We start from the raw sequence: 25,667 nt of genomic DNA, 5'->3' as shown, positions 1-25,667 counted from the left end.
ACACATCATCGTTATTGCACATAGTATGTATGTTTACATTTACTAATCCGCTTCAACTTTGTACTTAAGCCCTCTAATGATTAAAGTGTACGGTGAAGTTGTATGATCGTCTTTCAAAGTAACCGCTTTATAACCTGAATACTCACCATCGTAAATACGATATACAATATCATCGTTTTTCAACTTTAATGTTGTGAACGTTTCTGTATCATTCACGACTTCCATCCCAAACCACTGTTGCCATTTTTCAACCGTATGTGTTCTTTCTGTACTATTAATTTCAATCCCCTTGATACTAAAGGCGTTTTGCCGTAATGATGTTAGCTTTTCTTCTCTTGTTTCAATATTTTCATTCCATTGAATAAAAAATGGCGGTTTAACTCTATAATCTGGATCAGCTATATATAACAAGCGCCATGTAGTCTTTTCTCCTTTAGTATTTTCCCTTTCCATTTCTACAGGACCTATAACATCTATATTTTGTGCTTCAAGTTTTTCTTTTAGTTTAGTAATATCTTGCGTTTGAAATGCTATTGTTTTCAGTCCTTGTTTATACTGATCTTGAACGATTTTTGAAGGAAATGAGACTCGCCCTTCTTCACTTTTGACTATTTTTTGCAATTTTTCTGGTTTATAAATATCCAGTAATTCAATGTAAGCATTATTTAAGTACGCTAAACGATTATATGTGCCTAATTGATCATGCTTACCACCTTGATATAGCGTAAATAAATGGCCTGGGAATTTGAAATTATCTAATTGTTGTACATAATGAACGATATGATCTAATTTTAAATCTTGCAAACCTTGATCCCCCTACTTTTTCTTTATATTTATTCTAACAAATTGTTTAAGCGTTTACTTCTGATAACCTATGATTACGATTTAATTTACTTTTGTGAAATCATATTTATATAGTGATTAAAAATCATATTTTAAAAAATAGCTATTGATTTCCTTGGCAGAATAGACTAAAATATAACTTGTTTAAAAATAAGTTAGCTTTGCTAACTATTTTCGGAGGTGTGCATTCATGCAAAATAAATTTGTCTTTGATAATATCATTGCAATTTATAGACCATATACAAAACTATTCCAACCCATCTTTGAATCATTTGATCTCTATCCTGCGCAATGGCTCGTTTTAAAAGATATTTCCTATAATGCCCCAACCACTTTAGTACAAATTTCAAAACGACGTTCTATTGAAAAACCGACCACAAGAAAAATATTAAAAGTGCTTTCTGAAAAATCTTTATTAACTGTAGAAACAGGTACCGATAAACGAGAAAAATGGCTTTCACTTTCTCAAAAAGGAGAAAATCTTTATAAAAGCATTAGTACTCGCGTAGATAAAGTGCAAGATGAAATCATTAAAAATACAGGTTTGTCAAATTCAGAACTGGAGCATATCACACAATCAATACAACTTATTCACGCGAAAATTTTAGAGAAAGAGGAGTTTTAACATGAATCAATCAGCATCGATGAAGACACCAATTTGGACAAAGAATTTTAATATTAATTTCATAACTAATTTTTTAGTCTACTTATGCATGTATTTACTTATCGTTATCATAGCAAGTTATACAAAATCTGAATATCATGCCTCAGACAGTATGGCAGGACTTGTATCCGGATTATTTATTATCGGGTCTTTAATCGGACGATTTATCACTGGAAAGTACGTTAATAAAATAGGACCTAAACGGATTTTAATCATTGGTTTAATCTTATTAATCATCACACAATTGTTCTATTTTATAGAAGGTGCCTTAGCTATTTTAATGTTCACGAGATTAGTTAATGGTATTGCTACTGGGGTTACTACAACAGCGACAGGAACAATTGCTGCATATGCAACGCCTCAGGAGAGAAAAAGTGAAGGTATTAGTTTATTCTCTTTAAGCTTAGTTATCGGCGCTGCAATCGGTCCATTTTTTGGCCTTTTACTTATTAATACATTCCCAATTCAATTGTTATTTTTACTTTGTTTAATGTGCGGTATCATTAGTTTTATCATTTCATTTTTCATTAAGTTAAATATCGATACAACGCGTGATATCATAAAACCTCAAACTACTGTAAGTAAAAAATTTAATATTAATAACTACATCGCCAAAGAAGCATTACCTGTGGCAATCATAATGCTCCTTGCCGGGTTATCTTATTCGTCTATTCTGACATTTTTACAATTTTTTGCACAAGAAATTAATTTAGTTACAATATCTAGTTATTTCTTTATTTTTTATGCTATTGCATCACTCATCACAAGACCAATCGCTGGTAGAATGATGGATCTCAAAAATGAAAACGTCATCGCTTATCCTGCTTTCATCTTTTTAATACTTACCTTTTTAACGTTAAGTATTACAAATAATAGTTGGTTATTAATTCTTGCGGGATTACTCCTTGGTGCTGGTTACGGAAATATTTCTTCTTGTATGCAAGCAATTGCAATCAAAGTATCTCCACCGGCAAAATATGGAATAGCTACCTCAACTTACTTCATTGGTTTAGACTTAGGACTAGGCTTTGGTCCATATATATTAGGATTTGTAACCTCTGCAGTTTCATTCGCTCAATTATACGCTATTATGGGTGTACTGGTTTTAATTACTGGAGTTATTTATTACTTTGTTCATGGTAGAAAAGTAAAACACATGAACATCTAATCTTTTCATTAAACAATAAACTATATATCCGAAAAAGATTGGTTTTAGCTGTCAACAAAAGTATTGTTGGCAGTTTTTTTACATACTTTATGGATGAAGCGTCAATTCGTCTACATTTTACAATATTTAAAATTGAAATTTGTTTATTTATATTATAATTATTACTGAATTAGGTTTATTCTATATTTCAAATACATAAAAAAAACCAAATGCTATTTTAGCACTTGGCTTATTTCAAATTTATATTGTTGTTATTGATCATCATCTGATTGTAACCTTAATGATTAAGCAACTTTTATGTTTTCGATTTCTGTTATAATATCATCTATTACTTTTAACTGATCATCTGTGTAATAATAGAACACTTGTCTTTCATCTGTTTCTGATCGAACTTTTGAAATCAATTCTTTTTTGTAAATCTTTCTTATAATAACATCTATTTTACTAGTGTCCCATAACATTTCAAAATGTAAGGTATCTCTTAATTCTTTTCCGCTAATTTTATTAGCTTCATAAACCTTAAACAGAACTACAAACTCTTCGATAGATAAACGGTGAGCTGACTTCAACCAATGTTTCAACTGACTTAAAGCCCTCTCAGACGTAATATAAAATGATGCTTTACTTTCCATAAATTTGGCCTCCTCATGATTTACTTTCATTGTTAGTATTGGCTTTATATAATGAATAAGCTTTTAAAATATTATATAACACTTTCTTCATTAAATCTATTATTTTAAAAGAAACAGATAAATAAATTTTACTATTGTAAAGTTTTTATATAGCTACAATTGATTATGGTAATCTTTTTCTATTGTTCATTATCTTTAATCGTTAAAAAATTACTTATGTATAATACATTTTCATATAAAAATATCTTTCCTCATTTTTGAAATCATTTCACATAAGATATGAGTTCAAATTATAAAAAAAATGAGTAGGAGATAATTCAATTGAAATTTGAATTATCTCCTACTCTTAATATATTTTAGAATAACTTCATAAATGAATATAATTTTCGTATTATTAGTTATTTGAACTTCTTAAAAATTTAATAGCTATGAATGTTGTGATAAAAGTGCAATCTCCATAAACTATTGTATTTGATAAGTCAGCCACCAATATAGTTCATATTGATTTTTTTACGTTTTCTATTAGCTACTGTTTGTGCAGTACGTTCATCTGAATATCTATCATCTCTAATATTCCATAAAGCTTTAAATTGTTCAAACAGAGCTTCATCTGACACGCCTGATCGCATAAATGACTTTACATTAAATCCATCTACCGTACTAAATAGACAACCATAAAACTTACCATCTGATGATAATCTTGCACGTGTACATGTTGAACAGAATGATTCAGATACACTTGTGATAAGACCAAACTTAGCACCATTATCTTTATGTCGATAATATTTAGCTACTTCACCAAAATATTTAGGTTTTACAGGTTCTATATCAAATGATGACTCAACCATTTTTAACATTTCATCTTTTGTTACTACTTTACTGAAGTCCCAACCATTATCATTGCCTACATCCATAAATTCAATAAAGCGTATTTCAATATCTTTATCTTTGAAATATTGAATCATAGGTAAAATTTGATCATCGTTCACACCTTTTTGAACAACTACATTTACTTTGACATGAAAACCAATTGAGACCGCATAATCTATTTGCTGTAAAATTGTGGAAGCTTTGATATTCCGGTTGTTTATAGCTTGGAACACTTTGTCATCAATCGCATCTAAACTTACATTAATACGTCTTAAACCAGCATCATATAATCTTTGACCATGTTTTTTTAATAATAAACCGTTGGTAGTTAAACCAATATCCTCTATACCATCAAGTTGATTCAACTCGTATATTAATTTATATAAATCTCTTCGGAGTAGAGGCTCTCCACCGGTAATACGTATTTTTTTGACTCCTAATCGCGTATAAACTTTAGCAATACGGACCATTTCATCAAAAGTAAGTAATTCATCTTTGGGTAGGAAAACAAAGTCATCACCAAATATTTCTTTTGGCATACAATAGTCACAACGAAAATTGCAACGATCTGTAACTGACAATCTTAAATCTCGAATTGGACGCCCAAGTTTATCAGTTATTTGCTCTACCATCTGATCAGCCCCCTATCTATTCTTAATGTCGTGATGTAAATCTATTAAGTCTTGTTGATAGTTAATATTTTTGTACCAATAATCAGATGAACCAATTTCGTGCACATCTAACCAATCACTTTTGACTTTTGAATAGACATTCTTAAGGCTGTAATCACCTGATTCCAATGCTGCCTCTATAAAAGAAAGCGTATGTGGACTATAAAAAGCCATCGTTGGAATGGGCATGCCATCTTCTTGGAAACCGGCGATATCTAGTTGATCTTCTATTAAATGTTCAACCATAAATTGATACAATTTACTTATTGCTTTTTGTGTAATCATCGGTGTATCTACAGAAATCACAAAGAAAAGCGTTTCGTCAGTATGTTGTTTCATGACAGAGTAAATTCCAGCCAGCGGGCCTTTACCTTTGTTTTTAGCATGATCGATAACAATATTATCATAATCAAATTCATGTGCTAATATTTCATTTGTGCTAATAATTATTTCATTAAACATATTTGTAGCTTCTAAAACTTCAATGATACGTTTATAAAACATTTGTGAATGAATCTTTGCAAATGCTTTTGGTTTTCCAAATCTTTCTGATTGTCCACCAGCAAGTATGATTGCTTTCATATTTCCATTACCCTCCACTAACTGGTGGTATCAACGCTACAGTATCATTAGGTTTTACGATATCATCACCTTTGACAAATTCTTCATTAATCGCAATTTGAAACTTTTTGCTATTAATACTAGGATAACGCTCAAACAAATCTGATACAAATTCATCGACGGTAATATCATAACTTAAGTCAATATCTTCTGAACTTTTATCCAATACTTCTTTTATTTCCGCAAAGTATAAAACTTTCATAATTTTTTCCCTCCAACTGCATCCTCATGGTTACCATGTTGATGACCTTGCCATTCAGCACCATCTTCCCAAATTTCTTTTTTCCAAATGGGCACTACCTCTTTAATACGCTCAATTGCATATTCATTAGCACGATAAGCATCTTTTCTATGTGGCGATGATACACTTATCAATACCGCTATATCAGAAATAGCTAACGGTCCAATTCTATGGACAATGGCCGTTTTTGTCCCTGTCCATTTGTTTGAAATCTCATCACCTATTTGTGCCAACTTTTTCTCTGCCATAGGTATATACGCTTCATACTCTAAATACTCTGTTTTAACTCCTTTTGTCCACTCACGTACATGACCAGTGAAAACAACAACAGCACCTTGATGTTCATTGAGCACATATTGGCGATATTGTTCGGTTTCTATTGGCTTATTTGTAATTTCAAATTGTTTCATTTAATCCATTCCCTTTTCGTTAACGAAAGATAATAACCATTGCTCAAATTTTTGAAATGCTAATGGTTGACCAATATTAATATAATACTGAATATTTGTTAATTTATTTAACTGTTGGTAATCAGCATCATCACGATATATAAGCACTTTATCATAATTTGCCTCTTTAAAACCTTCAACTAAAATGATGTCACTGTCTATTGTAACAGATTTATCAATGATTTCATCCAACCTTTGTTTTTCAGTTCGTGTAACTGTTTGTTGTAGATGATGTCCTTGAACAATACTTTGATCTGCACCGGCATTAAAATGTTTCATGTGATCAACAGTATTTGCCTGCAGTTCAATATCTGACAAGTTTAAGTCATGTTGACCGTGGTGTTTAACCGTTGCTACACAAAAGCCATGTGATTTTAAAAATTTCACTGCGTGCGTCATCAAAGTGGTTTTTCCAGAATTTTTATAACCTACGATTTGTAATATCATAGCGTCGTATCCATTTCATATGCTTGTGATTCAGTTAAAATGACATCAACTGTGTGGCCTTTTTGATATCCTCTTGTACCACTTGGTAACACAATCATTGCATTGCTATGCGCAATCGCTACTACTGCGCCGGACTTATTAAATCCTGATGGCACAACCGTCATCTCTTTACCATTAAAAGTCACTGTTGCTCGAATAAATCTAGTAAATGGATTTGGTTTTTTAAAATCTTCCATGAGTGTGGCCTGCACAATTTGTGGATATATCGCTCTAGCGCCCATCATATGCTGTATTGCAGGTTTGACATAGAGTTCAAACCCGGTGAAACAAGCAGAGGGGTTACCTGATAATCCAAATAAATATTTGTTATTTGCAACAGCTACCGTAGTGACACTTCCGGGACGCATGGCGATTTTATTAAACAAGACTTTAGCGTTGACCGCTTCATAAATTTGAGGTAAATAATCGAAATCGCCTACTGACACACCTCCAGTTGTAATGACAATATCATGCTCAACCATTGCTTCACGCATCACTTGAATACTACTATTTAAATCATCTTGTTGAATTTTATATGCATTGACATCTAACTGATATTTTTTTGCTAATGCAGTTATCATAGGACCATTTGAATTACGAATTTTTCCCGGTTCTAAATCTTCGCTAACATCCAACAATTCACTTCCTGTTGCAATCACAGCCACGCTAGGTTTTTCAAAAACTGGAACTTCTGTATAGCCATATGTTGCCAAAACAGCGATTGCACCTGGATTAACACATTGTCCTTTTTCTAATACAATATCGTCAACTTTGGTTTCTTCACCCTTTAACGAAACATTCTCATTTTCGCTAAAAGTTTTTCTTATTGTAAAATCATGTTCACCTTCGACAGTTTGTTCAAGCATAACTACAGCATCGGCGCCTTCAGGTATTTGTGCACCTGTCATAATTCTTACAGCTTCAAATGCTTCAACTTTTTTAGTTGAAACTGACCCCGCTCCAATGTGGTCAATGACTTTAAATTTAACGCGATTGTCACCGCTCGCCCCTTTTGTATCAATACTTCTTAATGCAAACCCATCATATGGTGATTTATCAAACCTTGGTATCTCATGAGTTGCTACAATGTCTTCAGCTAAAATATAGTTTAAACTTTCTGCTAAAGGTAAAGTGATTCTATTCGTAAAAATATTTTGCTTTACCACACGTTGAATTGCTTCACTCACCGGAATCGGATTTCTTTTCTCTACAGGCATCGTAAATCTACTCCTTATAATTAATAATTTCATGATATACTAGAACACGATTAGGAGGGATACTTTGACTGAATTCACCCATATAAACAAACAAGGAAATGCGAAAATGGTAGACGTCTCTGACAAAAACACAACAAAACGCTCAGCTACTGCGCATTCTAGTATTACGGTAAATCCAGCGATTTATAAACAAATCGTTGATCATACTAACCAAAAAGGGAATGTGCTTAATACTGCTCAAATTGCTGGTATTATGGCTGCAAAAAACACATCTGATATTATACCAATGTGTCATCCATTACCTTTAACTGGTATAGATATTACATTTGATTGGCAAGAAAAAACACAAGCATACACTTTAAATATACAAGCAACGGTCTCTACAACTGGAAAAACTGGTGTGGAGATGGAAGCACTCACTGCCGCTTCAGCTGTAGCACTTACGGTTTATGATATGACAAAAGCGTTAGATAAAGGTATGGTCATTGGAGAAACTTATCTACTCTCTAAAACAGGCGGTAAATCTGGTGATTATCAAAGATAGTTGTCTTAAATATTAATATGCAAGAAATAGAGTCCAACAAACTTACAACGTTGGGCTCTAATTTATTTTGTAATCTCTTGCACTAAATGATTCAATTCTGGTTTAATGAGCTTATTTAATGCTAATTTAACCGCACCAGTAGAGCCTGGTATACTGAAAATCAATTTATTATTTACCGTGCCAGCAATTGCTCGAGATAACAACGCACGAGTTCCAACATCTTCTGTATAACTTAGATATCTAAATAATTCTCCGAATCCTTCAATTTCCTTCGTAATCAAACTGGAAACAGCTTCTATCGTTACATCTCTTTGTGCTATACCAGTACCTCCTGTGGTGATAATGACATCAATATCCTCTACTAGCCAACGCTTTAATTGCTCAGTTATTACAGTTTGTTCATCTTTAACAATTTTATAATGTGATTCTGTAATCGTAACGTTTAATGTTGAAAGTAACTCTTTAACTAATTTACCACCTTTATCGGTTTCATAATCTCTTGTATCAGAAACAGTTAATACTGCACATCTAATATTTCTATCAAGCTTTACATTTGTATGCATATTAAACCTCCTTAGCCGAATAATTGGTTGATCAACGTTATCGCTTGTTGTGGATGAGTCATACCATGAATTAATAATCTCCCGCCTTTAAAGCTAACAATTCTATGTTTTTTGTATTCAAAATGTAACATGTAAGGATTACGTTGAAATGGTATTTCTTGTTGTTGTAAAAATGCTTCTAACATTTCCTGGGAAATTTCTGGGTTTTCATATTGAACAGTATCTCTGCCACATAAACTTGCAAATTGTCTTTGTGTTGTATTGAGATAAGGATATGTCGGTTGTGTACCACAAGTTGTACAAGCACTATCATGCAGTTTACTAAAGCCAAATGTAAAGTGTGTACCTTCCCAAATATCACCGTAAGTAACTTTAGTCGCTATTGTTGCGCCAGTTAATATTTTTAATGCATCTCTTAATTGTAAACTGGTCGTCATAGTGACTGCTGGCTGAATAACACCTACTGTATCACAAGTCATATTAATTGCAGGTAACTGTGGAACTAAACAGTTAAAACATGGTGTTTGTTTAGGTATAAATGTTGCTTCCACATAAGTACTCTGTACGACGCCACCGTAAATCCATGGTATGGTATTTTTATAAGCAAAATCATTAATCAATTGTCTTGTTTCAAAATTATCTGTAGCATCTAGTATAAGTTCAACATCTTGCGCATATGTTTCTAGGAATAATCGATCAACATGTGCAATGTGTATGTGCAAGTTCAGATTTTGACGTATTGCCATTAGATTTCGTTCTGCTGCGATTACTTTAGGTAACTTATCTACTGCATCCATTTCTATATACATCGTCTGGCGCTGCAAGTTACTAAATTCAATATAGTCTCTATCGACAATCGTCAACTCACCTACACCAGCTCTCACAAGTCCTTCCGCAAGGTGTGTTCCTAAAGCACCCATACCAATAATTAGCACATGTGCATTCATAATTTTCTCTTGCCCAGATGTGCCTATATGCTTAAATAGCATTTGCCTTGAATAACGTTCTTCATTCACTTTGAAATCCCTCACTTTGCGTCATTATTTTCATTATAAATCTTGGCGTTCTCTGTAACAACGGTTTGAATTCATTAATCAAAAATCATGTACACCACTTTTATTCATATTACCCAAAAGGCAAAATAAAAGAGTAGGTACAAAATCAAAACTAGATATTGATTTCATAGTCCTACTCTTTATCGCAAAACAGTTTCAAAAAATATAATGATACATTTATGGCGATTGCTGATACTTTGATTTTTGGTATTAAAATCACTAATCATTATTTAAATTTGAATTTTCAATCCATCAAATGAAATGGTTGATTTTAAGCCATCTTCTTCTAATCGCTCTTCTAATTGTTTAATTTGTGCCTTCGTTAAACTTTCAGTAGCTTCAATATGAGTAAAATATGTATGCTTAGCATTAATAGTTTTAGCAATAGTCACGCATTCATCGAATGTAACCTCTCCTAAAGCATTTAACATACCTTCTGGATGAATACGTTCATTAGTTATAGGATTAACTTCATTGCTACCAAAAGGTAAAATAGCAACATCAACATTTTTCAACTTCTCCGTTGGTCGAAAGCCTTTAATTTCATCTGGAATAATAAGTATACGTTTGGTATTTGTAGTTAAATAAAAACCAAACGCGAATTGCTCTGCTAATTGAATCCACTCTACTGTTGTGTCTTCAAAACTAATTTCTGCATCATTGTCAACAATTACTAGGTTAATTACGCCTAATGATTCTAAATATTGAACATATTCCCAACGCGCAAAATATGCTTTAAAATCTTCCACTTCTTGAGTTGTAATATAAACCCTTGTCGTTTTGGACTTAGGTACTTTGTGAATAAAATCAAAATTGAGTGTTTCCCATATCCTCATCCCCATCGTGTGATCTGGATGCCAATGAGAATAAATGCCATATTTTATATCATAAATTTTTGATTGTCTTAGTTGTTGAAATATATCTTCCGAAGTGTCGATTAGTAATTGTAAATCATGAATGAAGATACCAGGCCCTGTTCGTTTTTGTGCATCTTTATGCTGTGAAACTGATTGATAAAGTGTTGGTACACCCCCAGAAGTTCCTAAACATTCGATTATCATTGTATCACCCCCTACTTATTTATAAATGTGATCATAATTCTTACGCAACCTCTCATAAATTATAGTTGCATATCATCCGATATTAATAATTTCATGTGCCAGTACTTCTGCTTCATATTGAGAATGAGTAACAAAAATAATAGGTATATTCCATAATTTAAAGATTCGTTTTACTAACAAAATACTTTCTGCTTTTGTTGTATCATCTAAACTAGAAAACGGCTCATCTAGTAACATCAAGTCTGGTTTAGTACTCAATGTTCTAGCTAATGCAACACGTTGGGATTCACCACCAGATAAACGTATTGGAAATTTATCCTTTAAGTGAACAATGTTTAATTGATTCATCAAATTGTCTATATGCTGTGAATACTGTGTCATAAAAGTGATGTTTTGAAACACAGTCATATTTGGAAATAATTGATAATCTTGAAATAAATAACCGATATTGCGTTTTTGAATTTTTACATCAACATTTGAAGTAGTATCTGTCAATATATGGTCGTTAATCTGTATATACGCTTGATCTGGTTGCTGTAGACCAGCAAGCATATTTAAAATTGTTGTTTTACCTATACCTGAAGGTCCTTTAATGGCATAAATTTTAGGTGTAGTATCATCTATTTTTACATGTAATTGTGTACTATTTAAAAGATGATTCAAAGATATATTAAGCATTAACGAACCTCCCGATAACCATCTTTATTCAATAGATTGATTGTACCAATTACAGTGATAGCAAATGCAACTAATACAATCACCCATAACCATGCTTGATTCTCTTTTCCCTGCTCTACTAAAAAATATATTTCTAAAGGTAACGTATTAGTTTTATTAGGAATATAACCTGCTACCATTAACGTAGCACCAAATTCTCCAATTGCCCGTGCAAAACTCATCATTACACCAGCAAGTATTGAGCGCTTAGATAACGGTAAAACTAATTTCATAAAAATTTTATTTTCACTTGCACCCATCGTTCTTGCAGTATTCAACATTTTAGGATCTATACTCCTAAATCCTTGTACAGTATGCTGATACATCAGCGGAAAGCTGACAATGATGGAGGCTATTATGGCACCAGTTAAAGTAAATACAACTGGCAAATGTAATACATCGCTAAAAAATCTTCCAACCACACTATGTGGTGAAAATACAATCAGTAAAATAAAACCCATCACTGTCGGTGGTAACACAATTGGTAAGACAATGAAACTTTCTAAAAGTCTCGTTATCAAGCCACGACGCTTATACAACCATCTTGATATAAAAACACCTAGTATCGTAACGATAATCGTACTGATAATTGCAACCCTTAATGATATCCAAAACGGCGTGACATCTGGCATTTCTGCTACCCCCTATACTTTAAATTTATATTTTTTTAAAATTTCTTGCGCTTCATCTGTTTTTAAAAATTCAATCCACGCTGTTGCTAATTTTTTATCTGAAACTGTCGCTGACTTATATGTGATTGGCTGTTTTAATTTAGCGGTTTGAATTTCTTTTACGTTACTATCACCATTTTTTTGACTTTGATATAAATCTGTTTTATAAACATAACCTAATTGAGCATTGCCTTTTTCAACATAATTTAATACTTGTCGCACGTCTTTTGCAAAAACTAAATGCGGTTTAACATCATCATACAATTGATGATCTTTTAAGTATTGCTCAGCATATTTCCCTGCAGGCACAGATTTAGTCTCGCCGATAGCTAATTTTTCACCTTGTTTTAAATCAGACACATTCTTATATGTACTATTAGTTTCACCTATAAGCACTAAGTCATTTTGTGCGTATTCATATTTATTTTGAGCTTGCTTACCTAAAGCATCTACATCTTTTGTATTTGCAGACATAAATACATCTACAGGTGCCCCTTTTTCTATTTGTTGTCTCAATGCGCCTGACCCACCATAATTAAAGGTGATTTTAGCATTTTTATGTTTTTTGTTAAATGCTCGTTCTAAATCTTTAGTGACATCTGTTAAACTTGCTGCAGCTGAAATATGTATTTCTTTCTTATGATCATCCTGAGTGCTAGCATCTTTTTCGCTCTGCTTCTTATCGCTATTAGAGCATCCAGTTATTAATATACATACCATAATCGTTGCAATCATTAAAAATTTCCAAGTGTTTTTCATTTGATTGTCTCCTTTTTCATATAATTATATGCCTATTTATTTCAAAAAAAAAGAGCGTATACAAAAGTAAAAGGTACTTCGTATAGCTCAATTTTCAAAATATTTATTGTAACGATGCTATAAATGTTTTAAATGCACTTTGGCCTTGTGATGTGTTTTTAAATACACCTGCGTCTTCAAGTACACGTTTGAATTTGAAACCAAGTTCTTTTTCAATAATTTCATTTACGTTTTTCTCATGAATATCATATCGTTGTGTCATGTCTTCTGCCCATGGTTGATGTATGCTTGGCACTTGTTGTTGTTCACCTAATAAAAATGCTTTAACCTGTTGTAATTCTTGTTTTAATCTACCAGGCAAAATGGCAGTCCCCATTACTTCTATTAATCCAATGTTTTCTTTCTTGATATGTTGAACGTCTTGATGGGGATGAAATATACCATCTGGATATTGTTCCGATGTTTGATTGTCTCTTAAAACAATATCAAGTTCATATTTTTGTTCCCTATAACGGGCAATCGGCGTTACAGTATGATGACGCTCACCATTTTTACTGTATGCTCTTATATCTACAGTTTCATCTGAATAACTATTCCATGCTTTTCTAATAAATTCTGCCGCTGCTACCAAATCATTTTTATCTTCACTTTTCAAACGAATAACACTCATAGGCCAATACAATGTAGAAGCCGTTACTGTTGAAAATTGTTTTAAGTTAAAATTGTTCATTTCCTTAGCATTATCCATCGGAAATGTGTGTCTACCCGATTGATAATGATTGTGTGTCAATATTGAACCGCCAACAAGCGGAATATCTGCATTTGAACCAATAAAATAATGCGGAAATTTATCTACAAAATCCAACAGTTGTACAAAAGTTTGCTTATCTATCTTCATAGGAACATGTGATTGAGATAACACAATACTATGTTCTTTGAAATAGGCATATGGAGAATATTGAAATCCCCATTGTTCTTGTCCTAAGTTCAATCTGATGATACGGTGATTTGTTCTCGCTGCTTGTATTACAGACCCTTTAAAACCTTCATTTTCCATGCATAGTGCACATTTAGGATAATCTGTTGCAGGCGCTTCTTTCGCTTTGGCAATTTGTTTAGCATCTTTTTCTGGTTTGGATAAATTGATTGTTATTTCCATATCACCATACTCACTTGCTGTGTTGAAATTTATATTATGCGCAATTGCATCTTCTTTCACATAATGATTGCGTTTGGTTATGTTATAAAAATAGTCTGTCGCTTTCTTTGGACTCTGTTGATATAATTCATAAAACTTATAGTTCAGTACAGATGGTCGTGGTGTGATTAAATCTAATATTTGTGCTTCAATGATTTCTTTGCTATATAAAGCGTCATCTATACATTTCGCATTGATTGCTTCTTGAATCCAATATTGCGTTATCTCAAGCGCTGTAGTCTCAGAATTAAATTTGGAAGATGTTGTGTCCTCTATGCCTGAAGCATTTAAAATACTCAGCAATCTATTTTGAATATAAATGGCATCTTCCACTTCATAATCTCCATGTGCTATAGCGTGAGATACAAATAGTTGGACAGCGTAGTGATTCAATAACATCCATTATACCTCCTGATACCCGTTGGGGTGCTTTTCATGCCATTGCCAAGCAGAACCAATAATATCGTGTATATCATCATGTTTAGGTTTCCATCCTAATACTTCCTGTGCTTTATTACTTGATGCAATTAATTTGCTAGGATCTCCAGCTCTTCTTTCACCAACAACTGCGTTTATTGTTTTACCTGTGACTTTTCTTGCTGCTTCTAAAATTTCAAACACTGAATAACCTTGGCTACTACCTAAGTTAAACGCACCTGATTCTCCACCATTTTTTAAATGTTGAAACGCTAAAATATGCGCATCTATTAAATCAACGACATGTAAATAATCTCGTATGCAAGAGCCATCTTCCGTATCATAATCATCACCAAAAACAGTTAATTCATCTCTTTGCCCTAACGCTACTTGTAATACAATTGGGATTAAATGTGTTTCAGGTCTATGATCTTCCCCTATTATGCCGTGTTCTTTAGCGCCTGCAACATTAAAGTATCGGAGTGCAGCAAAATTCACACCATATGCTTCATGACACCAATGCATCATTTTTTCCATCATTAATTTACTTTCACCATAAGGACTTGTTGGTGTTTTAGAATCATTTTCTGTAATTGGCACAGAGTCAGGTTCACCATATACAGCTGCTGTTGATGAGAAAACAATATGCATGACATCATGGTCATACATCACTTCTAACAATACTTGTAGACCATTAACATTATTATTAAAATATGTTAATGGTTTCTCTACAGATTCACCAACTAATGAGTATGCGCAAAAATGAAATACACCTTCAATATTTTCACTATTAAATACATTTTCTAAAAATGCTTTATCACGAATATCACCTTCGTAAAATTTCGCTTTATTGTGTATTGCTGCTTTATGTCCAGTGCCTAAATTATCTACAACTACAACATCATAGCCTCTATGAATTAATTGGTCTACGGCATGGCTTCCAATATAACCTGCGCCACCTAATACTAATACGCTCATGGAAAAATCCTTTCTTTTTCAAATTTATTTTAAATTGTTTTTACACCATCACTAATGCCCACATGATAAAACGATGGCTCATAGCCGATTTTTTCTATATATTTATTTGAGACTTCATCTTCTAGTGCTTGAATTTGATTTTTGTGCACTAAAGCAATTGCACATCCTGCAAAGCCAGCACCAGTCATTCTTGCGCCGAGTACGCCTTCCACTTGTTGCGCAGTTTCCGCCAATGTATCAAGCTCAATACCTGTTACTTCATAATCATCTTTTAATGAGGCGTGCGAATCATTTAATAAATTGCCAAATTTTTCAAAATCATTAACAGATAATGCTTGATAAGCAAGTTTCGTACGTTCATTTTCTGAAACAGCGTGTTTTGCTCTTTTGCGTTTCACATCATCTTTAATAAGCATTTGATGTTTTTCAAATTGTTCCATTGTTAATTCACCTAAAGACTCAATATTTAATTTTTGTTGTAATGATGACAGTGCAGATTCACATTCACTTCTCCGTTCATTATATTTACTTTCAGTTAATGAGCGACGTTTATTGGTATTCATGATGGATATGACATAGTCTCCAAACTTAGCAGGTACATATTCATAATCTAACGTTGCAGTATCTAGTAATATGGCATGTTCTGCTTTCCCCATACCTATAATGAATTGATCCATAATCCCTGAGTTGACACCCATAAATTGATTTTCAGTACGTTGCCCTATCTTAATAAGCTCTAATCTCTCTAAATTCAAGTTAAATAACTGCTTTACCAACCAACCAGTTAGTAATTCGATTGATGCAGAAGATGAAAGGCTAGCGCCGTTTGGAATATTACCTTCTACCAAAATATCAAAGCCTTGATTAATTTCTGAAAAAGCTTCTACTAAATATTTAATAACACCTTTCGGATAATTCGCCCAATCATGCTCTTTATGAAAATCTAAATGTTCTAAGTCGAAGGAAATCATACCAACCGTTTCAAAATTATTAGAATATAGGCGAACCAATTTATCTTCTCTTTTAACAGCTAAACCATACGTACCTAATTCAATTGCTGCTGGAAACACATATCCCCCATTATAATCAGTATGTTCTCCTATTAAGTTAATTCTTCCTGGTGCAAATGCACTCACTTCAGGCTTCACGTCAAATAAACTTTCGAATTTCTCGCGCATAGCTTCTAACATAACGTCCCACTCCTTTAAAAATCGATATACACAAAAATCAAAACCCTTAGTAAACTTAAATAAAGTTTACTTGTTTACTAAATGTTTTGTCAATACACTTCACTTATTAACTTTAAAAGTCATCCTTTCTTTCAGTTGTGCTTCTGCAATTACATGAATAGCAATTTTCCTTGTTTTATTTATTCTCTCTTCTGCCATTCTTACTGCTATTTTTCCGAAGTCGTCTATCGGTATATGTACGCTACTTATAGAAGGAACCGCATACTGAATCACTTCCAAATCGTTAAAACTTATCAATTTGATATCATCAGGTAAAGTGTATTTTTTTAGTTGTAGTTGTTGCAATATGCCTAAAGCGATCATATCGTTACCTGCGATAAAAACTTGAGGTAGATGTTGATTTTGTAATACTTCGTTTACTGCATTTATACCATCTTCTTTATGCCAACCATTCATTAATACTTTACCTTTTCTTTGGTGCTTATTACACCAATCATTGAATGCGATATACCGTTTATCTTCAAAATTTTGATTATTTAGTGTTGGCATGCCTGCAAGGTTTTTTATTGTATGAGTACCACCTACGTAAACAATATCGTTTAATTCTGAATGATCTATATCATCTAATAGTTGAGTCATTGCATCATATAAATCCGAATACACTGCATCAACTGATTTAGGCGTGTTAGGGTTATTAATAACCACAATATTCTGATTGTAACTCTGCAATTCTAGAATAGCTTCTGCAGCAAAATTACCTACAACAATAATTGCGCCAGCTTTGGCTATTTTAGTAAAATCAATCGCATCATGTTCTCCATCAATGCGAAGTGTTCTTTTTAATGATAGATTTAAACGTTTTACTTCTGCTTCAATAGCTAATCTAATCTCACGATAATACGGATCAGACATTTCTTTGGCTCTTGATGCATAAGTAATAATTTGTATACTTTTATTTTTTCTTTCAGCTTTTTTATATTGAAAATTTTCTGCTATGTCGTATATTCTTTTTCTCGTTTCTTCCGCGACAGATAAGGTGGGATCATTATTTAATACGCGGGAAACCGTTCCTGGACTCACCCTTGCTTCTTTCGCAATATCTCTTATACTAGCCATTTGTCGAATCACCTCTCACTATTGTGTTTACTATAAGTTTACTTCTAAGTTTGGTATATATCAAACAAATATTGCAGTTAAGCTTTTGGATATAAATGCAATTTATTTTTTTGCAACAAAAAATACGCTAAAATAGATAGTGAATAGGAACTGGGGGATAAATACTATGAACGAAGATGTTTTAACAAACCAACATATTGTTAGATATGAAGAAGGTAAACTTATTGAAACAACAGATCACTATGTCACAGAATTCCCACTGACGATTATGGTCAATGGTGAAGAATTTGCAACGGTCATTTGCAGTCCAAATCATATGAAAGAATTAGTACTAGGTTTTTTAGCTTCAGAAGGTGCTATTTTAAAAAGTGATGATTTGAAATCAATCCAAATTGATGATAGTAAAGGCTTTGCACATGTCGAATTAACCAAATCACTTAATGACCGGTTTGAATATTCTACTAAACGGATGATTGCATCTTGCTGTGGTAAGAGTCGTGAATTTTATTTCCACAATGATGCTGCAATAGCTAAAACATCAATGTCTAAAATTAAACTCACCCCTCACCAAGTCCTTAACATGATGACACGTTTACAAAGTGCAAGTAAAATTTTCAAACAAACTGGTGGATTGCATAATGCTGCCATCAGTGATGGAGAGGCATTTTTTGAACATAGACAAGATATAGGTAGACATAATGCCTTAGATAAACTTTATGGTTATTGCATACAACATCATATACCTGTGCGAGATAAAGTATTAATATTTAGTGGGCGTATATCTTCCGAAATCCTTATTAAAGCTGCGAAAATTGGCGTTGGTGTGATTTTATCTAAATCCGCACCAACCACATTAGCTGTAACACTTGCCAATGATTTAAATATTACAGCAATTGGTTTTATTCGGGATGGTAATTTTAATGTTTATAGTCATCCAGAGCGCATAATATCATAATGTGTTAAACGCCCTTTACATCATAAAAATACCAAATTAAAGACAAATCTTAAGTGATGATTCACCTGAGGTTTGTTTTTTTTATCTATTAAATGATGCGCTTTGATAAAAGTATCTACACTCATTCAAAATTAATAATGTATTTAATGTTGGATGTGGGTTAACGCTAATACTTACAAAAAACATCAGCCAAATATTACACCATAAAACAGTACCTTCAGAAAATATGCATAAAAAAATGTCGACAAAGTTAATGGCTTTGTCGACAGTATAGTACGCTCACGTTGCGAGCATATTTTTTAATTAAAGTAAAAATGAGGCTTTTTCAAATATCTTCTTTTACAATGTGATAACAAAAACTGATAAAAACATAACCTTGCTTCACGTACATATCTTTAGCACTATCTTCTCCATCGGCGATCAAAATCAATGGTTTGGGCATGGCTAATTCTGCAGCAAAACTTTGCATCACACTACCGACGCCTTGTCTTTGATGGCATGTTAAAACACCAAATCCATCAATTTCCACAGTTGTCTCATCTATGATCAAATCTAATATACCAGCTGGAACACCCTGCCTATATGCTATAAGACGTGTTTTAGCATCATTAATATATTGATTTTTAATCATATTTGTACTTTCTTTAACATACCCCTCACCATATGGTGCTGCAAATTGACTATGAACACTAATATAATCATCTATAGTATGCGCATCCACTACTTTAACTTCTACTTCAGAGTCTATATACTTTTTGAATTTTTGAGGTTCAATCGCATATAACTCCATGAGTCCTAATTCAAATTGCTCTTGGCTAATTAATCCTAACCATTGTTGGTCTAATGCTACGTTTTCCGGAAAAGTAAAAGTTAAATGATTAGAGTTTTGTTGCTTATGAAAATCAGTTTGTGTAGTTATATCCGCTTTCCATTGTTGAATTGAAGGCATTTGTTTATACACCCATTTATTTGCATCAAATATTAAAGGCATTTGAGGAGTTAAATAAATAGTTTTATATGCATCTTCAACGTAAACATTCCCAGGTTGGAAAATATTACTCAAAGTTATGTTCACCATCATTTCTCCTCCTCTTTGTCTCAATTAATTCTACTTAAGTAATTGCTTGAATCGACTATGGTTTAACATGATATTGCCTATTAAACTAGCAATTAGCGCTTTAATAACATCTCCTGGCATAAAGACAAAAGATAACATGATTGATTTAGAAATTGGCAAATTTGTAATAAGTCCCATTATAATCGTACCCACAACATCTAACAAAACGACACCTATCAATACAGTTGTTATTAATAATACAATAAAGTTGATCTTTTTCAAATATAAGTCTCTTACAAGACCAATAAGATATGTAATAACAGGGTACATAAATAAAAAACCTGCTGATGGTCCTGCAAAAACACCAATACCACCACGGCCACCTGATAACAATGGTAATCCAGCAATAACTAAAAGTAATAAAACAACGACACTCAATGTGCCATATTTACGACCTAATAAAATGGCAGCTAGAAATATACCGATATTTTGTAACACAATTGGTACAGGCATTATGGGTAATGGTATTGCAGGTACAAAACCTAAAACTGCAATAATAGCAGTCATTAAAGCAGTATAAACTAAATATTTCGTTGACATCATCAAACCTCCTTCGATGAAAAAATTATACCACAAATGTAAACTGTTAAAAATAAAAAGTTTACAATTTAAATTTATAATCTTTTTCTAAACAAAAAAACATGAGCTTGAGACATCTTTGCTTTGTCACACGCTCATGTTTTATTTTGGTGATATTTATTTAAATCTCTAAAATACTACTGTAAATAATAGATTATGAATTCGTTTTTAAAAATTTCTCTTTCAAATCTTTTCTCATATATTCCAATGTATAAGGGTCGTTGTACCAATAAGTTTCTGCTTGCACTTCTATAACATGATTATTTTTAACTGCAGATAAGTTGTTCCATAGATCAGTTTTTTTATAACCTGGTTTTGATTTACCCTCACTCGTGGAAACGATATAATCACCAGCATAATCCGCTAGTTTTTCTTGTTTAATTTCAGCCCAGCCTTCTTTTTTAACTAGCTCATTGAGTTTGTTAGGCATCTTTAATCCAAATGCTTGGTACATAACTTCTCCTCCACGTCCCCAGTTAGGTCCGTAAGTGTAAAGTTTTTTATCAAATTCATCAAAAATTGACACTGTTGTATCTTCACCAATTTTCGCTTTGATTGCTTCACCATCTTTTTCAGTTTGTGATTTCCATTTTTCTTCCCATTTTTTTACTTTATCTTCTTTTCCAAGTAGTTTACCTAATTGTCTTTGTTGATCTAAATATTTATGTTTACCATAATCGTAAACAACAGTCGGTGCAATTTTCTTATACTTTTTAATGTTTTTATCTGTAGAGTAAACTACAATCAAATCTGGTTTTGTTTTTGCAACTTTTTCAACATCATTTTCTCCAACTTTTTCAACATCTTTAAATTTATCTTTTAAAATATGACTGTTATCGACTTGCTCATTGACAGCTACAATTTTACCTCCTAAATATTTTATTCCGCCTGCGTATGTAGGTGCAACAACTGCAATACGTTCAGGATTTTTAGGTATATCAATTTTCTTTCCGCTATCTAATGTATAAGCTTTTGTGTCTTCTTTGTTACTATCTGAGCCGCTTTCAGATTTTTTGCCGCAAGCTGCTAATATTAGAACCATTATAATTATTGGAAATATTAATTTTTTCATAAGTCTCCTCCATTGAAAATGATTATCGTTACCATTGAATTATATAATGATTATAAAATTTGTACAATAGAAAACCTAAAATTTTTATTATTTTAAAAAATAAAAAAAGGAATGAGTTAGAAAATCAACTTTAATCATTGATTTCATATACTCATTCCAATATAAATCGTTTATTCAAAGATTTCATTGACTATAAAGACAAGCCATGTTCTCGGCATTTATTTAAAGTGGCCTAATACACTATGCGCAATATTAGTATAGGCCATGTCTTCCATCGGCGGATTATGCAGACCAGCTCGCATATCTCTATAATAACGTTGCAATGGTCGTTCCATTTCTAAACTCTTAGCGCCCACAATTCGCATGGCAATATCTATTACTTCTAAACCTTGATTCATCACCAACACTTTACTTGCTGAAGTTTCATTCCAAATCGGTATCTCTTGTTGTTGGTTGTATAACGCTGCAGTACTCCATAAAAAGTGGCGTGCAGACAATAGTAATGATTCCATTTTACCAACATTTTGCTGTACAGTTGAAATATCGCCAATCACACCATCAATACTTGCAGGACTATAATTTTTTGCAAAATCTACGGCATAATCTCTCGCCGCTTGTGCAATACCTAGATATGTACTAGGGATATGTAGTATCCAGCCATTAGGTTGCTTGCCACCCGCACCTCTTATTTCTACAAAATTTTCTTCTGGAATGAAAACATCATTTAAAATCAAATCGTGACTTTCAGTTGCACGCATGCCTACCATATTCCAATTGTCTGCAATCTCCACACCAGGCGTATCTTCAGATATCAAGAAAAAACCAACAGTATCAATTTCTTCATAATAGGCACTTACAATAAAATGGCTTAATCTTCTACTCATTGAAGTAAAGGTTTTGACCCCATTAATCACAAAACCGTTATCTTTTTTTATTGCATGTGTAGCAGGTCTTGCGCCGCGTGTAGGACTACCTGTTTCGGCTTCACTGACAGCTCTGTTAACTAATGCACCTTTTTTCACTTCTACTGCAAAGCGCTCTAGCATATCTTGTTCCCAAGCATGTTGTTCATATAATTGCCCAACAACACTAAGGTGCCAGCCAACTGAAAGTGCAGTCGCACCATCTATTGCTCCTAAATATGTCTGTAGTACAACCATATCTTCAACAGTCGCACCCTCACCACCATATGCTTTAGGTAACGTTAATAACGTATAACCTTCTTTTACCAACCAATCAATATTTTCATATGGAAATCTTGAATGTTTATCATTATAATCAGCTTTTTCTTTAAACTGCGCTTTGATTGAATCAAATTTATCTATCCACTTTTTTTGTATCTCTGTATGTATTAATGCAGAATAATTCACAGTGTCCACCTCATTTTAGACTTTTCTCTATTAAACTTAGTGTAACACTCGCTTATAACGAATAAAAGCTATTAGATTACAAAATCTTACTTTACCGATAAGGATTAATGTGATACTTTGTACGTATTGATATTCTGGGGGTTTAAAATGATTACAGTTGAACATTTAATACATAAATATAAAAATCATACTGTTCTTAATGGCGTTAGCTTTTCACAAAATAAGGGAACTGTGACTGCTATCATCGGTCCAAGTGGATCAGGTAAAACAACGCTACTTAGAACATTGAACGCGTTAGCGATTCCAAAATCAGGTACAATTCAAATTGGTAATCAAAATTTTGTCGCCGATAAACATTCAAAAAAAGATATTTCACAGTTAAGAAAGAAATCTGCGATGGTGTTTCAAAACTATAATTTATTCAAAAACAAAACAATTCTTGAAAACATTACAGTTGGCTTGATACATGGTAAAAAAATGCCTGCTAAACAGGCAAATGAAATGGCCATTTCTTATTTAGAGCGTTTTAATTTATTAAACCAAAAAGATAAATATCCTTCACAACTATCTGGTGGTCAAAGTCAACGCATAGGAATCATACGTGCCTTAGCGCTTAATCCAGAAGTACTGCTATTAGATGAACCTACGTCTGCGTTAGATCCTGAATCAATTCAAGGCGTATTGTCACTTATCAAATCTATTGCACAAGAAGGCATGACCATGGTAATCGTCACTCATGAAATACAATTTGCTAAAGCAATTGCAGATCAAATTCTATTTATAGATGAAGGTAAAATATTGAAACAAGGTACACCACAATCAGTTTTAGAATCTTCTGATTCTAAAAGAATTAATCGTTTTTTAAACACCGTAGAAATGGAGCGTGACTTATTATGAAAAATAATAAGTTACGCATTTTAATCATTTCATTGTTGATTACGGTGTTATTTAGTGGATGTAGTCAAACACAAGAATCCACAAGTCATAATAATAAAAAAGAAATCAAAGTAGCAATTTCTGCAGAAGTTAATCCGCCTTATTTGTATACAAATAAACAAAATGAGTTTGCCGGTTTGGATATAGACTACCTAAAACTATTAGAAAAAAAGTTACCGCAATATCAGTTTAACTATGAAGTTGGCGAGGAAGAATCTAATCTTGTAGGTATTGGTGCTGGAAAGTTTGATATGGGAATTAACTGGTTTTTCAAAACGCCTGAACGCGAAAAACAATTTCTCTATCAAGACGTTCCTTATAGTTACGCATTGCCTTTAATTGTTGTTCATAAAAATAATTCTGATATACATTCACTCAATGACTTACCTGATAAAAAATTAACACCAATGGCACCGAGTGGCGGATTATACTCTATATTATCTCAGTATAATAATTCACATTCTCCAAAAATTGATATCGATACTATTCAAGAACCTTCTAACGGGGACAATTTAAAAATGGTTAGCAATAACAGACGTGATGCCATGATTTTAAACTGGAACACTTACAATGCGATTCAAAAACAAATCAATGCTGATGTTAAAATTGGCGGAATTATAAAAAAAGAATCATTGCATATTGTCTATAATAAAAAGCATCAAAAATTGCATGACGATATTGATCAAGCTACTCAAGAACTGATAGATGAAGGTGAATTACAAAAACTTTCTGAAAAATATTTTGATATCAATGTATTTGATGATTTGGATGAAATAAACAAGCAAAAAGATAAATTGGAGGTACAATCATGACAAATTCTGTTAACTGGGGTGATTTATTCGGCCAAGTTTTACAACAATTACCCATAACACTATTCATCTTTATATTGTCACTCTTTTTTGCCTTAATACTTGGGTGCTTATTAGCAACCATCCGTATCAAAAAAGTAAAAGTATTATCACCTATCGTCCGTATTTATCTGTCTTTTATTCGAAGTACACCTTTAATTTTACAACTTTTTTTGGCATATTTTGCTTTGCCGCAATTATTATTATTCATCCAAATCGATATCAATCATTTTAGCAGACTGTTTTTTGTAATTTTAGCGTTCACATTGCATACGGGTGCTTATCTTTCAGAGATTATACGGGCAGGATACCAATCAGTAGACTATAGCCAAATTGAAGCAGGACTATCTGTCGGTTTATCTTACCCACGGATTTTAGTAGATATTATAATTCCACAAGCGTTACGCAACAGTATTCCAAACTTGACGACACAAGTGATTGAACTAATTAAAGACACATCTTTAGCTTTTACAATTGGGATTATTGATATGATGGGACAAGTTAAATTAATTATTGGAAATAACTATGGACTAGGTATGTTAGAAGTTTATGTCGTCATATCTATTATTTACTGGATAATCGCTCTTATCATACAAACTATATTTGCACTCATCAATAAACGAGCCCAAAAACCATATCGTGTCTAAGGAGGTAATACT

At 32.7% G+C, this 25,667-nt stretch carries 29 protein-coding genes; 7 read left to right on the top strand and 22 right to left on the bottom strand.

All coding sequences use genetic code 11. The features are described 5' to 3' along the window. Window positions 1-42: 42 nt before the first annotated feature. Window positions 43-804 carry a VOC family protein gene (locus KA830_RS02305; RefSeq protein ID WP_070037659.1) on the bottom strand — a complete coding sequence of 254 codons (762 nt, stop codon included), beginning with the start codon at window positions 802-804 and terminating at the stop codon, window positions 43-45. A 229-nt stretch (window positions 805-1,033) separates the two neighbouring features. Here KA830_RS02305 and KA830_RS02300 point away from each other — a divergent pair, with 229 nt between their 5' ends. Both KA830_RS02300 and KA830_RS02295 read left to right on the top strand, forming a co-directional pair. Next, window positions 1,034-1,468 carry a MarR family winged helix-turn-helix transcriptional regulator gene (locus KA830_RS02300; protein WP_204180261.1) on the top strand — a complete coding sequence of 145 codons (435 nt, stop codon included), beginning with the start codon at window positions 1,034-1,036 and terminating at the stop codon, window positions 1,466-1,468. A gap of 1 nt (window position 1,469) precedes the next feature. After that, entirely contained in the window at window positions 1,470-2,675 is a 1,206-nt protein-coding gene (locus KA830_RS02295) for an MFS transporter (protein ID WP_204180260.1), read from the top strand. Between the two features lie 284 nt (window positions 2,676-2,959). On the opposite strand, the gene KA830_RS02290 is transcribed toward KA830_RS02295, so the two are convergent. The 7 genes from KA830_RS02290 to KA830_RS02260 all read right to left on the bottom strand — a co-directional run bounded on the left by KA830_RS02290 (window position 2,960) and on the right by KA830_RS02260 (window position 7,862). Beyond that, window positions 2,960-3,307: a SarA family transcriptional regulator gene (locus KA830_RS02290; protein ID WP_046208439.1), complete on the bottom strand. Its 348-nt coding sequence runs from the start codon at window positions 3,305-3,307 to the stop codon at window positions 2,960-2,962. A 479-nt stretch (window positions 3,308-3,786) separates the two neighbouring features. Beyond that, window positions 3,787-4,809: a GTP 3',8-cyclase MoaA gene (gene moaA / locus KA830_RS02285; RefSeq protein WP_046208440.1), complete on the bottom strand. Its 1,023-nt coding sequence runs from the start codon at window positions 4,807-4,809 to the stop codon at window positions 3,787-3,789. Between the two features lie 12 nt (window positions 4,810-4,821). After that, on the bottom strand, window positions 4,822-5,430 hold the full coding sequence (gene mobA / locus KA830_RS02280) for a molybdenum cofactor guanylyltransferase MobA (protein WP_046208441.1): 609 nt from the start codon (window positions 5,428-5,430) through the stop codon (window positions 4,822-4,824). A 7-nt stretch (window positions 5,431-5,437) separates the two neighbouring features. Continuing rightward, window positions 5,438-5,671 (bottom strand): molybdopterin converting factor subunit 1, encoded by a 234-nt coding sequence (moaD, locus tag KA830_RS02275; RefSeq protein ID WP_046208442.1) that lies wholly within the window; start codon window positions 5,669-5,671, stop codon window positions 5,438-5,440. Next, complete coding sequence (locus tag KA830_RS02270; RefSeq protein WP_204180259.1) at window positions 5,668-6,120, bottom strand: molybdenum cofactor biosynthesis protein MoaE; 453 nt, start codon at window positions 6,118-6,120, stop codon at window positions 5,668-5,670. Before KA830_RS02270 ends, moaD begins: the two co-directional genes overlap by 4 nt. Next, window positions 6,121-6,606 (bottom strand): molybdopterin-guanine dinucleotide biosynthesis protein B, encoded by a 486-nt coding sequence (gene mobB / locus KA830_RS02265; RefSeq protein ID WP_064209374.1) that lies wholly within the window; start codon window positions 6,604-6,606, stop codon window positions 6,121-6,123. Next, window positions 6,603-7,862: a molybdopterin molybdotransferase MoeA gene (locus tag KA830_RS02260; protein ID WP_204180258.1), complete on the bottom strand. Its 1,260-nt coding sequence runs from the start codon at window positions 7,860-7,862 to the stop codon at window positions 6,603-6,605. The genes mobB and KA830_RS02260 overlap by 4 nt, the downstream gene beginning before the upstream one ends. Window positions 7,863-7,926: 64 nt before the next feature. On the opposite strand from KA830_RS02260, the gene moaC reads away from it, so the two are divergent. Continuing rightward, window positions 7,927-8,406, top strand: a complete 480-nt coding sequence (gene moaC / locus KA830_RS02255) for a cyclic pyranopterin monophosphate synthase MoaC (RefSeq protein WP_046208446.1) — start codon at window positions 7,927-7,929, stop codon at window positions 8,404-8,406. Window positions 8,407-8,468: 62 nt separating this feature from the next. On the opposite strand, the gene KA830_RS02250 is transcribed toward moaC, so the two are convergent. The 10 genes from KA830_RS02250 to KA830_RS02205 form a co-directional block, all read right to left on the bottom strand. Next, a complete protein-coding gene (locus tag KA830_RS02250) occupies window positions 8,469-8,969 on the bottom strand; it encodes a MogA/MoaB family molybdenum cofactor biosynthesis protein (protein WP_073343824.1) in 501 nt (166 codons plus the stop codon). Window positions 8,970-8,980: 11 nt separating this feature from the next. Further along, window positions 8,981-9,985 (bottom strand): ThiF family adenylyltransferase, encoded by a 1,005-nt coding sequence (locus KA830_RS02245; protein WP_204180257.1) that lies wholly within the window; start codon window positions 9,983-9,985, stop codon window positions 8,981-8,983. A 269-nt stretch (window positions 9,986-10,254) separates the two neighbouring features. After that, window positions 10,255-11,085, bottom strand: a complete 831-nt coding sequence (locus KA830_RS02240; RefSeq protein WP_204180256.1) for an MBL fold metallo-hydrolase — start codon at window positions 11,083-11,085, stop codon at window positions 10,255-10,257. A 72-nt stretch (window positions 11,086-11,157) separates the two neighbouring features. Then, window positions 11,158-11,763 (bottom strand): ATP-binding cassette domain-containing protein, encoded by a 606-nt coding sequence (locus tag KA830_RS02235; protein WP_046208450.1) that lies wholly within the window; start codon window positions 11,761-11,763, stop codon window positions 11,158-11,160. Then, window positions 11,763-12,434 (bottom strand): molybdate ABC transporter permease subunit, encoded by a 672-nt coding sequence (gene modB, locus KA830_RS02230; RefSeq protein ID WP_204180255.1) that lies wholly within the window; start codon window positions 12,432-12,434, stop codon window positions 11,763-11,765. Before modB ends, KA830_RS02235 begins: the two co-directional genes overlap by 1 nt. Window positions 12,435-12,446: 12 nt before the next feature. Next, the gene (gene modA, locus KA830_RS02225) at window positions 12,447-13,232 is read right to left on the bottom strand and encodes a molybdate ABC transporter substrate-binding protein (RefSeq protein ID WP_204180254.1); all 786 of its coding nucleotides are present in this window, start codon (window positions 13,230-13,232) and stop codon (window positions 12,447-12,449) included. 103 nt (window positions 13,233-13,335) lie between these two features. After that, entirely contained in the window at window positions 13,336-14,829 is a 1,494-nt protein-coding gene (gene galT / locus KA830_RS02220; RefSeq protein WP_204180253.1) for a UDP-glucose--hexose-1-phosphate uridylyltransferase, read from the bottom strand. Window positions 14,830-14,832: 3 nt separating this feature from the next. Continuing rightward, window positions 14,833-15,825: a UDP-glucose 4-epimerase GalE gene (galE, locus tag KA830_RS02215; RefSeq protein WP_046208454.1), complete on the bottom strand. Its 993-nt coding sequence runs from the start codon at window positions 15,823-15,825 to the stop codon at window positions 14,833-14,835. A 29-nt stretch (window positions 15,826-15,854) separates the two neighbouring features. After that, entirely contained in the window at window positions 15,855-17,015 is a 1,161-nt protein-coding gene (locus tag KA830_RS02210) for a galactokinase (protein WP_204180252.1), read from the bottom strand. 99 nt (window positions 17,016-17,114) lie between these two features. Next, window positions 17,115-18,131 (bottom strand): LacI family DNA-binding transcriptional regulator, encoded by a 1,017-nt coding sequence (locus KA830_RS02205; RefSeq protein ID WP_046208456.1) that lies wholly within the window; start codon window positions 18,129-18,131, stop codon window positions 17,115-17,117. A gap of 166 nt (window positions 18,132-18,297) precedes the next feature. On the opposite strand from KA830_RS02205, the gene fdhD reads away from it, so the two are divergent. After that, window positions 18,298-19,086, top strand: coding sequence for a formate dehydrogenase accessory sulfurtransferase FdhD (gene fdhD, locus KA830_RS02200; protein WP_046208457.1), 789 nt, complete (start codon window positions 18,298-18,300; stop codon window positions 19,084-19,086). 325 nt (window positions 19,087-19,411) lie between these two features. On the opposite strand, the gene KA830_RS02195 is transcribed toward fdhD, so the two are convergent. From KA830_RS02195 to KA830_RS02180, 4 genes are all read right to left on the bottom strand, one after another. Then, window positions 19,412-20,164, bottom strand: coding sequence for a GNAT family N-acetyltransferase (locus tag KA830_RS02195; RefSeq protein ID WP_204180251.1), 753 nt, complete (start codon window positions 20,162-20,164; stop codon window positions 19,412-19,414). A 30-nt stretch (window positions 20,165-20,194) separates the two neighbouring features. Then, window positions 20,195-20,743 carry a biotin transporter BioY gene (locus tag KA830_RS02190; protein ID WP_204180250.1) on the bottom strand — a complete coding sequence of 183 codons (549 nt, stop codon included), beginning with the start codon at window positions 20,741-20,743 and terminating at the stop codon, window positions 20,195-20,197. A 193-nt stretch (window positions 20,744-20,936) separates the two neighbouring features. After that, window positions 20,937-21,854 (bottom strand): ABC transporter substrate-binding protein, encoded by a 918-nt coding sequence (locus KA830_RS02185; RefSeq protein WP_204180249.1) that lies wholly within the window; start codon window positions 21,852-21,854, stop codon window positions 20,937-20,939. A gap of 218 nt (window positions 21,855-22,072) precedes the next feature. After that, window positions 22,073-23,224, bottom strand: coding sequence for an acyl-CoA dehydrogenase family protein (locus KA830_RS02180; protein ID WP_046208461.1), 1,152 nt, complete (start codon window positions 23,222-23,224; stop codon window positions 22,073-22,075). Between the two features lie 147 nt (window positions 23,225-23,371). On the opposite strand from KA830_RS02180, the gene KA830_RS02175 reads away from it, so the two are divergent. The 3 genes from KA830_RS02175 to KA830_RS02165 are packed head-to-tail and all read left to right on the top strand — an operon-like array spanning window position 23,372 to window position 25,655. Next, window positions 23,372-24,121: an amino acid ABC transporter ATP-binding protein gene (locus tag KA830_RS02175; RefSeq protein ID WP_046208462.1), complete on the top strand. Its 750-nt coding sequence runs from the start codon at window positions 23,372-23,374 to the stop codon at window positions 24,119-24,121. Further along, complete coding sequence (locus tag KA830_RS02170) at window positions 24,118-24,972, top strand: amino acid ABC transporter substrate-binding protein (protein ID WP_107525429.1); 855 nt, start codon at window positions 24,118-24,120, stop codon at window positions 24,970-24,972. The genes KA830_RS02175 and KA830_RS02170 overlap by 4 nt, the downstream gene beginning before the upstream one ends. Further along, the gene (locus tag KA830_RS02165) at window positions 24,969-25,655 is read left to right on the top strand and encodes an amino acid ABC transporter permease (protein WP_046208464.1); all 687 of its coding nucleotides are present in this window, start codon (window positions 24,969-24,971) and stop codon (window positions 25,653-25,655) included. The genes KA830_RS02170 and KA830_RS02165 overlap by 4 nt, the downstream gene beginning before the upstream one ends. The last annotated feature ends 12 nt before the right edge of the window (window positions 25,656-25,667 follow it).

The sequence above is a fragment of the Staphylococcus sp. GDY8P119P genome (assembly GCF_017892075.1).
Taxonomy (GTDB): Bacteria; Bacillota; Bacilli; order Staphylococcales; family Staphylococcaceae; genus Staphylococcus; species Staphylococcus ureilyticus.
The sequence above is the reverse complement of the archived record's forward strand: the minus strand, read 5'-3'. Positions and strand labels throughout refer to the sequence as shown.

Bases quoted from the DNA above. Each gene is read 5' to 3' on its own strand.
- moaA (WP_046208440.1), bottom strand. From the start codon at position 4,809: ATGGTAGAGCAAATAACTGATAAACTTGGGCGTCCAATTCGAGATTTA.
- KA830_RS02175 (WP_046208462.1), top strand. From the start codon at position 23,372: ATGATTACAGTTGAACATTTAATACATAAATATAAAAATCATACTGTT.
- KA830_RS02240 (WP_204180256.1), bottom strand. From the start codon at position 11,085: ATGATAATCGAATGTTTAGGAACTTCTGGGGGTGTACCAACACTTTAT.
- fdhD (WP_046208457.1), top strand. From the start codon at position 18,298: ATGAACGAAGATGTTTTAACAAACCAACATATTGTTAGATATGAAGAA.
- KA830_RS02295 (WP_204180260.1), top strand. From the start codon at position 1,470: ATGAATCAATCAGCATCGATGAAGACACCAATTTGGACAAAGAATTTT.
- KA830_RS02170 (WP_107525429.1), top strand. From the start codon at position 24,118: ATGAAAAATAATAAGTTACGCATTTTAATCATTTCATTGTTGATTACG.
- KA830_RS02165 (WP_046208464.1), top strand. From the start codon at position 24,969: ATGACAAATTCTGTTAACTGGGGTGATTTATTCGGCCAAGTTTTACAA.
- KA830_RS02210 (WP_204180252.1), bottom strand. From the start codon at position 17,015: ATGTTAGAAGCTATGCGCGAGAAATTCGAAAGTTTATTTGACGTGAAG.
- modA (WP_204180254.1), bottom strand. From the start codon at position 13,232: ATGAAAAACACTTGGAAATTTTTAATGATTGCAACGATTATGGTATGT.
- mobB (WP_064209374.1), bottom strand. From the start codon at position 6,606: ATGATATTACAAATCGTAGGTTATAAAAATTCTGGAAAAACCACTTTG.
- KA830_RS02260 (WP_204180258.1), bottom strand. From the start codon at position 7,862: ATGCCTGTAGAGAAAAGAAATCCGATTCCGGTGAGTGAAGCAATTCAA.
- KA830_RS02250 (WP_073343824.1), bottom strand. From the start codon at position 8,969: ATGCATACAAATGTAAAGCTTGATAGAAATATTAGATGTGCAGTATTA.
- KA830_RS02235 (WP_046208450.1), bottom strand. From the start codon at position 11,763: ATGCTTAATATATCTTTGAATCATCTTTTAAATAGTACACAATTACAT.
- modB (WP_204180255.1), bottom strand. From the start codon at position 12,434: ATGCCAGATGTCACGCCGTTTTGGATATCATTAAGGGTTGCAATTATC.
- KA830_RS02190 (WP_204180250.1), bottom strand. From the start codon at position 20,743: ATGTCAACGAAATATTTAGTTTATACTGCTTTAATGACTGCTATTATT.
- KA830_RS02270 (WP_204180259.1), bottom strand. From the start codon at position 6,120: ATGAAACAATTTGAAATTACAAATAAGCCAATAGAAACCGAACAATAT.
- moaD (WP_046208442.1), bottom strand. From the start codon at position 5,671: ATGAAAGTTTTATACTTTGCGGAAATAAAAGAAGTATTGGATAAAAGT.
- KA830_RS02300 (WP_204180261.1), top strand. From the start codon at position 1,034: ATGCAAAATAAATTTGTCTTTGATAATATCATTGCAATTTATAGACCA.
- mobA (WP_046208441.1), bottom strand. From the start codon at position 5,430: ATGAAAGCAATCATACTTGCTGGTGGACAATCAGAAAGATTTGGAAAA.
- galT (WP_204180253.1), bottom strand. From the start codon at position 14,829: ATGTTATTGAATCACTACGCTGTCCAACTATTTGTATCTCACGCTATA.
- KA830_RS02205 (WP_046208456.1), bottom strand. From the start codon at position 18,131: ATGGCTAGTATAAGAGATATTGCGAAAGAAGCAAGGGTGAGTCCAGGA.
- KA830_RS02290 (WP_046208439.1), bottom strand. From the start codon at position 3,307: ATGGAAAGTAAAGCATCATTTTATATTACGTCTGAGAGGGCTTTAAGT.
- KA830_RS02185 (WP_204180249.1), bottom strand. From the start codon at position 21,854: ATGAAAAAATTAATATTTCCAATAATTATAATGGTTCTAATATTAGCA.
- galE (WP_046208454.1), bottom strand. From the start codon at position 15,825: ATGAGCGTATTAGTATTAGGTGGCGCAGGTTATATTGGAAGCCATGCC.
- KA830_RS02195 (WP_204180251.1), bottom strand. From the start codon at position 20,164: ATGGTGAACATAACTTTGAGTAATATTTTCCAACCTGGGAATGTTTAC.